7 protein-coding genes are annotated in these 12527 nt (G+C 58.2%); 4 read left to right on the top strand and 3 right to left on the bottom strand.

Annotated features, from left to right (window positions below; all coding sequences use genetic code 11):
- The coding region (locus G1C97_RS02195) for a DUF349 domain-containing protein (protein WP_169240276.1) at window positions 1-1303 on the top strand (1303 nt) is incomplete at its 5' end.
- 373 nt (window positions 1304-1676) lie between these two features.
- Here the strand turns inward: G1C97_RS02195 and G1C97_RS02190 are convergent.
- Window positions 1677-3515, bottom strand: coding sequence for a bifunctional metallophosphatase/5'-nucleotidase (locus tag G1C97_RS02190; RefSeq protein ID WP_169240333.1), 1839 nt, complete (start codon window positions 3513-3515; stop codon window positions 1677-1679).
- Between the two features lie 193 nt (window positions 3516-3708).
- Here G1C97_RS02190 and G1C97_RS02185 point away from each other — a divergent pair, with 193 nt between their 5' ends.
- Window positions 3709-5397 carry an acetolactate synthase large subunit gene (locus G1C97_RS02185; RefSeq protein ID WP_335341318.1) on the top strand — a complete coding sequence of 563 codons (1689 nt, stop codon included), beginning with the start codon at window positions 3709-3711 and terminating at the stop codon, window positions 5395-5397.
- Window positions 5398-5625: 228 nt separating this feature from the next.
- Here the strand turns inward: G1C97_RS02185 and G1C97_RS02180 are convergent, their stop codons facing one another.
- Entirely contained in the window at window positions 5626-8238 is a 2613-nt protein-coding gene (locus G1C97_RS02180) for an ATP-dependent Clp protease ATP-binding subunit (RefSeq protein WP_169240274.1), read from the bottom strand.
- Window positions 8239-8381: 143 nt separating this feature from the next.
- On the opposite strand from G1C97_RS02180, the gene G1C97_RS02175 reads away from it, so the two are divergent.
- On the top strand, window positions 8382-9347 hold the full coding sequence (locus G1C97_RS02175) for a universal stress protein (protein ID WP_169240273.1): 966 nt from the start codon (window positions 8382-8384) through the stop codon (window positions 9345-9347).
- Between the two features lie 574 nt (window positions 9348-9921).
- A complete protein-coding gene (locus G1C97_RS02170) occupies window positions 9922-10752 on the top strand; it encodes a hypothetical protein (protein ID WP_335341317.1) in 831 nt (276 codons plus the stop codon).
- Window positions 10753-11055: 303 nt separating this feature from the next.
- On the opposite strand, the gene G1C97_RS02165 is transcribed toward G1C97_RS02170, so the two are convergent.
- Window positions 11056-12525: a DUF3027 domain-containing protein gene (locus G1C97_RS02165; RefSeq protein ID WP_240950959.1), complete on the bottom strand. Its 1470-nt coding sequence runs from the start codon at window positions 12523-12525 to the stop codon at window positions 11056-11058.
- Between the last annotated feature and the right edge of the window lie 2 nt (window positions 12526-12527).

Raw genomic sequence — 12527 nt, 5'->3', positions numbered from 1 at the left:
TAAGACCCCCGCCGCGACGCCGCGCGCTGCCGCCCCCACCACCACGCCGGGTGCCTATGCCGAAGCGGACGTCAAGGCCGCCGAAGCATTCGGCCGCGTGGACGACAACGGCACCGTATTCGTCAAGGACGGCGAGACTGAGCGCGAAGTCGGCCAGTTCCCGGATGTGTCCAAGGAAGAGGCGCTGGCCCTCTATGCCCGCCGTTTCCTCGATCTCAAGGCGAAGCTTGATCTGCTGGCCACCCGTCTGAATGCCGCAAACATCAAGCCGCGTGAGATCGACGAGTCCGTCAAGCTGCTTGGCGAGGAAACCGCCGAACCGGCAGTCGTGGGCGACATCGCTGCGCTCAAGGCCCAGTTTGAACAGCTCAAGGCTGCCGGCGAAGCCAAGAAGGCGGAAATCGCCAAGGCTCGCAAGGCCGCTCAGGCCAAGGCAGTCGCCGAGCGTACCGCCATCGTGGAGAAGGCCGAAGCACTGGCCGCTTCTCTGGGTGACAACACCAACTGGCGTTCCACCGCCGATAAGTTCCGCAACCTGTTCGACGAGTGGCAGAACCATCAGCGCACCACCGTGCGTATCGACAAGCCGGAAGCCGAAGCCCTGTGGAAGCGCTTCTCCGCCGCCCGCACCACCTTCAACCAGGCTCGCCGCAAGTGGGCTCAGGCTCGCGACAACGAGCGCAACCACGCCAAGGAGGTCAAGGAGGCGATTATCGCCGAGGCCAACGAGCTCAAGGACTCCACCGCTTGGGGTGAGACCTCCCGCAAGTTCAACGATCTGATGGATCGTTGGAAGAAGGCCGGTCGCGCCGGCCGCAATGAGGACGACGAGCTGTGGGCCAAGTTCCGCGAGGCTGCCGACACCTTCTTCAACGCCCGTCAGGCCGATCGCGATCAGATGAACTCCGCCGAAAAGGAGAATCTGGCCGCCAAGGAAGCCCTGCTGGTCAAGGCCGAGGCGTTGGTTCCGGTCAAGACCGAAGCCGAGGCCAAGAAGGCTCGTCAGGAGCTGGCCAAGATCCAGGAGGAGTGGGATCAGATCGGTTACGTGCCGCGCGACGACATGCGCCGCATCGAAAACCGTCTGGACGCTGTGGACAAGCAGATCAAGGCCATCGAGGACGCCGCTTGGAAGCAGACCGACCCGGAAACCGATGCCCGTCGTTCCAGCTTCGAGGAGCAGCTCAACGCTCAGCTGGCCGAGCTCAACGAGAAGATCGCCGCCGAATCCGATCCGAAGAAGAAGGCCAAGCTTGAGGCTGAGAAGGCCACCAAGGAGCAGTGGCTGAACGCCATCAAGTAAGTTGGCCGCCCCGTTCTTCTGTCCTCTGCCCTGCGCAATAGAGCGGGGCAGAGGACCATCACCGAGAGAACACATTCAATAGCAAACAGCCGTGTGCAGTTCGAATCAATACGGACTGCACACGGCTGTTTGCGTAGGTACCGGCGCTGTTCCGTTGCCCAAGCTCTTCATTCCGCACCCTTTGTATGTCCGCGCGATTTCAATACCCTGCGCGAACATACAAAGGAATTCGGGAGCAAAAACGTTTGTATGTTCGCGCGGGTCTGGTTGTAACCGCGAACATACAAAGGAATTCAACGCCATCAGCATGTCACGAGAGTGCATTCGCCCCGTCTTGCGTATGCCTCGTGCCTCGTACGTCACGCATCGTGCATCAGCTTCGTGTATCCGCTCCACCAGCTGCGATCGCATGCAAATCAGGGTGCGCTCTTAAATATTCGGTCAGCGGTTGGTTGTACGACATATCCAGCTCCACATAATTGGAACCGGCCGTGAATGCATGATAGCTGTCGCCGCCTTGGAGCAGATACGAGTTCGATGCCGCGATGATCAGATCGTCGTCCGCGATTGCATGCCCGTCAATAGTCAGATTCGTGATACGAACAGGCGATTGATGATACTGCACCATGCTCTGCTTTTCGCTCTTGGACGCCGACGGCGAGCGCGACAATCCGGAGGCTTCGTCATGGTCCGTTGAGGACGCCGCTTGATGCTGCTTCCGGTCTTCGGCAGCGCACGGATCATCCACTCCCCCGCACGTAATCTGCTGGAATGACACATTCGACGAAATGCCGATCCACCGGCTGCGTATCTGCCCATCATCGCGATAAAACTGTTCGGCCAGTATTGCCTTCAGGTCGCTTCCGGTGATCGTCTCGTAAGCGGCGCGGAATTGCAGTGCCATCAGACTGTCCACTTCCCGCACTGTGACGGCACCATCACCATTGGTATCCAATGTATCGGTGCGCAGACTACCGTTATTTGAGAAACCGATAACAGGAATGCGGTTCCCGGCATACACCCGTTGCATCACGGTTGCGCGGTTCGCATCCGCGATCAGCATGCCCAACTCGCCTTTGGGCCTCGTATCGGACTGTTTGGAGAAATGAGTGCCAGTCGCCAATGTGCCGACAGTCATGTCTCCTACATTCGCCGCGAATGATTGCGCTTCCGTATAGATCTGCCGGGCCTCGACAACACCATGCACCGTCTGTCCGGCGCTCATCCAAGCCGCCTGCCGTGGGTGCGAGTCCATACCGGTGATGTCCAATACGCCGTCCGTTCCCGTAGGCGTGGCACCATTGCCGATATCCACATTCGCTACCTTTACGCTTGCCCCAAGCCCGTGGCCTGTGATGATGAGATCTTGTACGGCCATATCCCGACCATAGCTGCCCGCCTCGTAAATCGGAGCTCCGGCGGAAGTTGTGGCGGACTTGACGGCATGGGTATGCCCTGCATATACGAGATCCACGTAACGGCCAAATTGTTGCGCCGCTTTCGCATCATCATGAATCAATGCCACTACCGCGTCCACCGTCCCCGAGCGTTTAAGCTCACCGGCCACACGGTTGACCGCGTCTGCTGCACGCTCGCTCAAATCCGCATCCCTCGTGATTTCGGGAGTGGCCACAGATCCCAGCTTGTCGGTCAAGGCTCCGATGAAGGCTATCCGTTTACCATTGACGTTACGAATCGTATAATCCCTGACTCTGTCAAGACGCCCTCCAGCCCGCTTATTCGACGCCGACGTATTGGCGCACAGCCAATCAATGCCATACGACGGATCGGCGATACGTTGGTTGAAATCATCCACGCCACGATCGAATTCATGGTTGCCCACTGCGGAAATGGTCAGATTCCATGAACGAGCCATATCCAATGTGGGTTTGTCCTGTTCCACTGCGGACTCGTATGGAGAGCCGCCCACCAAGTCTCCGGTGGAGACCGGAATCATATTGCCGGGATTGTGATCATTAGCCACGGCGAAGGCGGCGGCATTATCCGCGCCACGTTCGATATGCCCATGGAAATCGGTGATATCGGCGATAGTGACCGTACGTGTGCCATTGGCTGGATTGTTGCCGGCAAAAGGAACGACTGCTGAAGCACCGATCGCATTGGGTGCTATGAAACCCGTGAGAACGATCGATATGATGATGGTGAGAACGGCCCCCGGCCGTCTGCCGGACCACATGCGCCGGCGATTCATGCCCTTGCTCACGATATCCAATGTAGGCACGGCGATTAAACGGTCTTCCGCGCGTAATCAACACTACAGTAAACTCTTAGCGACTTCTTTGTGGACTGACTCGCAAGCCGTTGAGATCGCACACGCTGTCTTTTCGCCGTCCAACATGCCCCTGCCATCATTCCGCATATCCCGACTGTTACACTTCCCTACCGTGAACGCAGCGATTGAAACAACCAACCATATCCGCACTGTAGCCGACCTGTTCGTGGAATGTCTGGTCAACGAGGGCGTCGAAACGATGTACGGCATCCCCGGCGAGGAGAACATCCCACTCATGGAAGCCATCGAACGTGACGGACGCATCCGATTCATCCTGACCCGGCATGAGCAGGGAGCCGGCTTCATGGCCGCCACGCAAGGGCACCTGACCGGCAAGCCCGGCGTCTGTCTGGCCACGCTTGGCCCTGGTGCGCTGAACCTCACCCTGCCAGTGGCGCAGGCGAATGCCAGCACCACACCACTGGTGGCCATCTGCGCGCAGGGCAACCTGTCCCGCCTATATAAGGAATCACACCAGATCATCGACCTGGTCAGTGTGTTCCGCCCGCTTACACAGTGGACATCGATGATTGTGGAACCGGCAAGCGTGCCGGAAATGGTACGTAAGGCCTTCTCCATCTCCCAGCGCAACCGTCCGGGTGCCACCTGCCTGATTCTGCCGGAGGACGTGGCCGAGATGCCGGCTCCCGAAGATGCCCACCCGCTGCCATTGCCCAATCCGATGAGCTTCGCCCCCACCGAGGACACTATCGCCCGCGCTGTAAGCATCATCCGCGGCGCCAAACACCCGATCATTCTCGCCGGCAACGGCGTGGCGCGCGGTCATGCCGAAAACCGTCTGCTGGCCTTGGCCGAACAGCTCAATGTGCCGGTGGCCACCACGTTCGAAGGCAAGGGCGTGATCTCCGACCGCATTCCGCTGGCCCTCGGCGTGGTGGGCTTCATGCGCCACGACTACGAGAACTTCGCATTCGACGAGGCGGATCTCATCATCGCGGTGGGCTTCTCCATCCAACAGTTCGATCCGAAAAAGATCAACCCGAATGATGACAAAACCATCATCCATATCAACACGTTCATCGAGGATACGGACGCGCATTACTCCACGGCTCTGAACATCATGGGCAATATCGATGCCACGCTGCAAGCGTTGATCGCCCAGCTCAAGGCCGAGCGCGTGACGTTCGGCGTCTCGCATCCGAAGATTCACGAACTGCTGCAAACCGAATACGATTCGTATGCCAACGACGATTCATTCCCGATGAAGCCGCAGCGCATCGTGGCCGACACACGCCGCGCGATGGAAACGGATACGGATATTGCGCTGGTGGATACCGGCGCGCTGAAAATGTGGATGGCCCGCCTCTACCCCACGTACTACTCCAACACTTGTGTGATCGACAATTCCCTGTCCACCATGGCCTGGACGCTGCCGGGCGCGGTGGCGGCCTCACTGGAGAATCCGGGCCGACCGGTGCTCGCGGTGATGGGTGACGGCTCGTTCATGATGAACGTGCAGGAGATCGAAACCGCCGTGCGCGTAGGCGCTCGCATGGTTATTCTGGTATGGGTTGATGAGGCGTATGGCCTGATCAAGTGGAAGATGGATATCCACGACGGTTCCCACGAATACGTGGACTTCAACAACCCGGATGTGGTGGAGCTCGGCATGAGCTTCGGCGCCAAAGGCCATCTGATTGAATCCGCCGACCAGCTCTATCCCACGCTGCGCGCCGCACTGCGCTCGGGCTCCGGCATCGACATCATCGCCTGCCCGGTCGATTACTCCGAGAACATGAAGCTCATCGAAAAGCTCGGTGAAGTGGATTTCTCCGGCTGAGTTGGCCGATGGGTGGTTGGAGATGCATGTTTCGGCAGGCTCACGGCCGTTCGGCCAAGCTCACGGTCTCAGCACCCATCTCCGATCACCCATCTCCTCATAGGAGGATCTTTAACGCCATGGATAACTAGAGATAGCTAGGGGCTGCAAGACAGTTCTTGCAATTGTCAAAGCGCCTCGGTTCCGTGTGGAATCGAGGCGCTTATGTTTATGCGTTGTCAGCCGCGATTATTCGGCGGACTGCTCGCCGGCGGCACCGGCATCAGACGTACCGGAGTCTTCGGCAACCGAAGCGTCGACCGGCTCCGACTTATCGCCTTCGCCGCTCTCGGCGTCCTTGGCTGCGCCTTCGGCGGCCGGCTCCTCGAACGTCTCACCCTTGAAGGTGAACTCACCCAAGATGCCTTCGCCCTCGGCGTCCACCACCACACGTTGGCCGTCGGAGAGGTCTCCCATGAGAATCTTCTCGGAGATGGCATCCTCGATGTCGCGCTGAATCACACGGCGCAACGGACGGGCACCGAGCAGCGGATCGAAGCCCTTCTGAGCAAGCAGGTCCTTGGCGGCGTTCGTCAATTCGAGCGACATGTGACGGTCGAACAGACGATCATTGAGCTGCTTGACGTCGAGATCCACGATCTGACGCACTTCAGGCTCAGTGAGCTGCTTGAAGACGATGATGTCGTCCAGACGGTTCAGGAACTCAGGGCGGAACTGCTGCTTGAGCTCGCTCGACACCTGATCCTTCATACGCTGGTAGCTCGACTCGTTGTTGGCCCCCAGGTTGAAGCCGGTGTTGGCGGCCTTGGCGATGTCACGCGTACCGAGATTGGTCGTAAGGATGATGATGGTGTTCTTGAAGTCCACCTTGCGGCCCTGGCCATCGGTCAGATGGCCATCGTCCAGCACCTGCAACAGCGTGTTGAAGATGTCCGGATGTGCCTTTTCGATCTCATCGAACAGCACCACGGAGAACGGCTTGCGACGCACCTTCTCGGTGAGATCGCCGCCTTCCTCGTAACCCACATATCCCGGAGGCGCACCGAACAGACGGGAGGCCGCGTACTTCTCGGAGAACTCGGACATATCCACGCGGATCAGCGCGTCCTCATCGTCGAACAGGAATTCGGCGAGCGTCTTGGCCAGCTCGGTCTTGCCCACACCGGTCGGGCCGGCGAAGATGAACGAACCGGACGGACGCTTCGGGTCCTTCAGACCCACGCGGGTACGGCGAATAGAACGAGACAGTGCGGAAACCGCCTCATCCTGGCCGATGATGCGCTTGTGCAGCTCGGCCTCCATGTTGAGCAGCTTCTTGGACTCAGCCTGAGTGAGCTTGAACACCGGGATGCCGGTGGTCGAGCTGATCACTTCGGCGATCACGTCCTCGTCCACAACCATCTTGACGTCGGATTCGCCTTCGCGCCAGGAGTTCTCCTTGGCCTTGCGGTCGGCTTCCAGCCTCTCCTGATTGTCGCGCAGGGTTGCAGCCTTTTCGAAGTCTTGGGCCTTGATGGCCTCATCCTTTTCGGCGGCCACCTTGGCGATCTTCTCGTCCAGCTCTTTGAGCTCGGGCGGAGCGGTCAGACGCTTGATACGCAGACGAGCTCCGGCCTCATCGATCAAGTCGATGGCCTTGTCCGGCAGATGACGGTCCTGAATATAACGAGATGAAAGCTCTGCGGCGGACTGCAACGCGCCATCCGTGATGGTCACATGATGGTGGTTCTCATAACGGGAACGCAGACCCTTCAGGATTTCGATGGTTTCGGCGATGGTCGGCTCATGCACCTGAATCGGCTGGAAACGGCGTTCAAGCGCCGCATCCTTCTCGATGTACTTGCGATACTCGTCCGTAGTGGTGGCACCGATGGTCTGCAGCTCGCCACGAGCCAGCATCGGCTTCAGCATGTCGGAGGCACCCAACGCGCCGTCGGCCGAGCCGGCACCCACGATGGTGTGAATCTCGTCGATGAACAGTACGATGTCGCCACGGGTCTTGATTTCCTTCAAGACCTTCTTCAGACGCTCCTCGAAGTCGCCACGGTAGCGGGAACCGGCCACCATGGAGCCGAGGTCCAGCGAGTACACCTGCTTGCCCTTCAGGGTCTCCGGCACATCGCCCGCGTTGATCTTCTGAGCCAAGCCCTCAACCACAGCGGTTTTGCCTACACCGGGCTCGCCGATCAGCACCGGGTTGTTCTTGGTGCGGCGGGAGAGCACGACCATTACGCGCTCGATCTCGTTCGTACGACCGATCACCGGATCAAGCTTGCCTTCGGCGGCTTCTTGCGTCAGGTTGCGGCCGAACTGGTCGAGAATGGCGGAGCCGGACTTGTTCTGCTTGTCCGCTACGCCGCCGGCGTTGGCCAGATCGCCCTTGCCGTCGGATGAACCGGTGCCGGAGTTGCCGCGAATCATATCGATGGTGGCGCTTCTGAGTTCGCCCAGATCGACGTCCATCTTGATGAGCACCTGGGTGCCCACGCCTTCGCCCTCGCGAATCAGGCCGAGCAGAATATGCTCGGTGCCGATGTAGCTGTGACCGAGCTGCAGCGCTTCACGCAGCGAAAACTCCAACACCTGCTTGGCGTGCGGAGTAAAGGGGATGTGCCCGTTCGGAGCCGCGTTGCCTTTGCCGATCATTTCCTCGACCTGCTTGCGGGTGGCATCAAGCTCCACGCCCTTCGAGGCGAGCGCCTTGGCGGCCACGCCTTCGCCCTCGCGAATCAGGCCGAGCAGCAGGTGTTCGGTGCCGATGTAGTTGTGCTGAAGAGACCTTGCCTCTTCCTGCGCCAACACGATCACGCGCCGTGCACGGTCGGTAAACCGTTCGAACATGCTTGTCCTTCCTCAATTAACATTCCGTTTTACTCTACCGATTCACAGTGACGTTTATTCAATAGATTTCACGAATTCCGCTATCAGAAGGAAAGAAACGATATGCTTGGGATAGATGCACCCATCTGCCAAAGGAGGTCGTTATGAGTGACATGAACGTCAAGTCCGACATTGTTGTTGGTGTCGATGGTTCCGATGAATCGTTCGCAGCTCTGAAATGGGCGCTCGAAGAGGCGTCGTTGACCGGTCAGCATGTCAATGCCGTCTTCGGATGGACGCACTCGTGGGATATGGGCTCCGAACCGGACAGCGACGAAGCCTGGGCCAAGGTCCGTCATGATATCGCCAATGAGCTGCGCCGTTGGGTGGACCGCGCCAGCGCAGGCATCGATTTCGACCCGGCTGACCTCAAACTCACCTCGGTCAAGGCCTCCGGCACCGCCGCCCTGTTGCAGATTGGCCACGATGCCCAACAGATTGTGGTGGGCCGTCGTTCGCTGGGCCGTGTGGCGCGCTGGTTCCTGGGATCTCTGTCGGCTTCCCTAGCCGAAGAGGCCGAAGTGCCGGTGACGGTGGTACGCACCGTGCGCGGCGAGGAGGAATCCGTAACCGACGCCATCGCCAGCGCACTGACGCCCGGCAATGATCCCGTACACTATGTCGAGCCTGGGCCGACCTCCCCCGTGCCAGTTCGTCCTGTGGTCGTAGGCGTAGATGGCTCTCTCGGCTCGGAAGGCGCGTTCCGGTTCGCGGCAGAGGAAGCGCGACTGCACGCCGTGCCGCTTGAGGTGCTGTTCTGCTGGCAACTGAAGGATTTGGGAGTGATTCCCGGCTACGAGAATGCCGTGCCTCCAGTGGATGCCGGTCAACGCCGCGCCGAGGAGATTCTGCTTGATCTCATGACTCGGGTCGAAGTGCCCGAAGGCGTGGAAGTCAACACCCATGCTTTCCATATCCGTGCCTCGAAGGGTTTGATCGCGGCTTCGCGCTACGCCTCTCATCTGGTAGTCGGTTCACGAGGGCTTTCCGGCCTCGACGCGCATTTCCTCGGCTCGGTCTCCCGCCAAATCGTCAACTTCGCCGAATGCACGGTGACCGTGGTGCACTGATTCACCGATCCCGAGAATATACCGCACTGAGTCGCTCTCAGCGCGGTATATTCTCGGGCATTGGGCTCTTTTCGAGAATTTACCGCACTGACAGCAGCTCAGTGCAACTATTTCTCGGGATCAAGGATTATTTCGAGAATTTACTGCGCTGAGAGTGCCTGCAGCAAGCAGCAAACGAAAGCCACATCAATTCCGGGTTAAGACGACTGCACATTGGGCCTAATAGCTCATTGTGGGTTCACAATATTTGTCGAACGATACGAATCGATGAACTATCCATCCGATACGTATCATCTTTATCAAACCGGCTCCAGCACAAATCGATTGTCGATTGTTGTCCATTGGAACAGGTGGTACGGGTTTCATGCGGATTGTGGATAAATCGGCAAGCTGGAACCACATACCTTGATTCGGCTTGCACGGGATGGTCTTGACGTTTTAGCGTCGAATCATGAAGCAGCACAAAGGAGTATCGGCATTATTGCGCGCGGCCGAACACGAGCGGCGATGCGCCATCGGAGATGGAAAGGCACTCAGCGACGCCCTGAGACGGCGCGTCCAAGCCGGAGAAATCGTGTCGCCGTATCCCAATCTGTTCGCTTCGGCACTGTACTGGGCTTCGCTGAATGCGGAGGAACGGTCGCTGCATAGCATCCGTGCACTGTCGAAATTGCATCCAAAGTGGGTATTCGCCGGATTGAGTGCCGCATGTGTCTATGGTTACGAGCACTCCTACATGCTTCATGATGGAACAGTGCACATCGCCTGCACCGGTGGAATCACCAAAAGAGATTCCAAACGGTTGCATCGTGTCTACATGTCGTCGATTCCACGTTGGCGAAGCGGCGACATCCTCATTACTTCGCCGGCACGGACGCTCATCGATTGCGCGGCTCTTCCTTTCGATCGTGCACTAGCCGTGTACGATTCGGCGTTACGATACGGGCACGTTTCCAAGACAGATGTCAGTACCCTCATGATTCAGACGAACTGCGATGATCAGGCTGTGAAGAAACTATTGGTTCACGCCAATTCGATGAGGGAAAATGGCGGCGAGTCTTGGGCGTATGCGCATATCATCGAACTTGGTTACGCCGAACCGCTATTTCAAATCACCTTTGATAATCCGAATAATTATGCAATGCCGTATCGCGTCGATTTCTGCTGGAAACTTGCCGATGGGCGCATCATCGTGGCTGAGTATGACGGCGTGGCCAAGTATGCCGACACCAGCAACCCACACCGTGCGAATTTGAAAGCGAAGATTGCATATGAGCGGCGTCGCGAGCAACATCTCAAGGAACAGGGTGTCACCACGGTTGTTCATTTATTCAGTGAGACGGTAGACGACAAGCAACTTTTGGACGCCACACTTATGAATGCCGGAGTACCCAAGATCCGATAATCACACATCAACTCGAGACCATTAACCGGTATTCGGGTGTAGACGAATAATTACCTAAATCGTCATACCCATTCACATAACAGTGAGGTAGTCGTCGTTCAGATGATGAAGCTATTCACGGCTTATTCCCGTTACACAGTGTCTCTCACCGCGGTAAATTCTCGAAGAAAGTGGCTATCCCGAGAATAAGTTGCAATGAGTCACCGTCAGCGCGGTATATTCTCGGGCATTGGGCTCTTTTCGAGAATTTGCCGCACTGAGCGCATCTCACCGCGGTAAATTCTCGAAGTCACCATATAGCCGCTACTTTTCGTCCGAAAAGTTCTCCGAAGTGGAACCGGCATCAGTGCCGTCGTAATCGATATCGTCATTGTCGATACTGTCAGCACGGCTTTGACGCAGCTGCTCGATCAGATCGATGACGGTTTCGAGTCCAGGAGCCACGTCGTCGGACGGCTCATCGTCGTCCTCGTCCTCTTCATCATCCATATCGTCATCGTCCGCCACGGTGTTGTTGAGGATATCCTCTTCCGTGGCCTCATCATCATCTGCGTCATCGATATCACCCGCGTCAGAGAAATCGCCGGCATCGGTAACCGAATTACCATCCGCATGCTCGGCATCATCATCGGCATTGCCGGAGGCAACATCTTCGGCTTCACCTGCAGTTTCGGGACCCTCCACGGCTTCCGCATCGGACGCACCTGCAACAGCTTCATCCATCGAATCGTCATTGGCCACAGATACGGCAACTGCGGCTCCATCATCTACAGCTGAGCCCTGCGCCACCTCGCGGCCGTCATCCACAGTGGTTTCGGCAGTGGTTGCGGTCGCGGCATCAGCAGCGACAACGGAGCCAGCATCCGCATTGCCCTCCGCACCATCAGACGCATCGGCAACACGATCGGCTGTCTCGCCCTCATCATCGCCGTCGCCCGTCTCATGAGCACGTGCAAGCTTCAGCACATCCTCGGCATCCATATCAGTAACTTCATCAGCAGCTTCCGCACGCTTACGCGACGGGGACGCCACCACATCGATATGGAAATCATCGAACGCCGGCTTGGACTGCACCCAGATATGGCTCGGCTCAGGAGGCTCGATCTCGGAATGCTCGCCACACCCGTGATCCAACGAAACCACGCGTCCATCATCCGGGCTCCATTTGTTGGCGCATACGCCGAACATGCGGTCCAGTTCACCGGCCAGCGGCACGAAGAAGCCACAAGTGGAGCACAGATTGCCATCGGCGGTTTTCGTGCTCAACGCCTTCGGGCCGCGCGGACCCTCATACCAGCGCTGCGCCGCCTGGGCCCGACCTAAGGAGCTCAGCACATGTCGTCTGGTGAGCCGAAACGTCTGCACCGCATCGTTGACGTCCTCAAGAGAGGATTCCGCCACCTCCCCCGGTTCCATACGTTCGTCGTCCGGGTCGGTGCCAATGGAATCGGTAGGAGCCAAATCGGTAGGCTCCAGACGATCCTTCCACGGAATCCACTTGGGCGGCATCAACGCGTCTTCGGTGGGTATCAGCGAGGATTCGTTGACGGTCCACGAATCGAGTTCCTCATCGTGGTACAGCGTCACCGACCACTGCCAACCTTCGTATCCGCGCACATGAGCCGCGAAGCGGAAATCGGTGACGTGGTCTTCCAGCGTCTGGGCGACGACGAAATCCCCCACCTGCTCGGGCTCGTCGGCCACTTCGAGCAGCACAGCACGTGCGATCGCGCGCGGGTCCGGACTTGCGACGGTTTCGGTGGTGTCAGTCATCA

This window comes from Bifidobacterium olomucense (assembly GCF_012932375.1).
Lineage (GTDB): Bacteria > Actinomycetota > Actinomycetes > Actinomycetales > Bifidobacteriaceae > Bifidobacterium > Bifidobacterium olomucense.
Note: the sequence above shows the minus strand (reverse complement) of the source record. Positions and strands in the feature narration are given on the sequence as shown.

What these genes read in the sequence shown, in the direction of transcription:
- G1C97_RS02175 (WP_169240273.1), top strand. Translation starts at nt 8,382, where the DNA reads ATGAGTGACATGAACGTCAAGTCCGACATTGTTGTTGGTGTCGATGGT.
- G1C97_RS02165 (WP_240950959.1), bottom strand. Translation starts at nt 12,525, where the DNA reads ATGACTGACACCACCGAAACCGTCGCAAGTCCGGACCCGCGCGCGATC.
- G1C97_RS02180 (WP_169240274.1), bottom strand. Translation starts at nt 8,238, where the DNA reads ATGTTCGAACGGTTTACCGACCGTGCACGGCGCGTGATCGTGTTGGCG.
- G1C97_RS02190 (WP_169240333.1), bottom strand. Translation starts at nt 3,515, where the DNA reads ATGAATCGCCGGCGCATGTGGTCCGGCAGACGGCCGGGGGCCGTTCTC.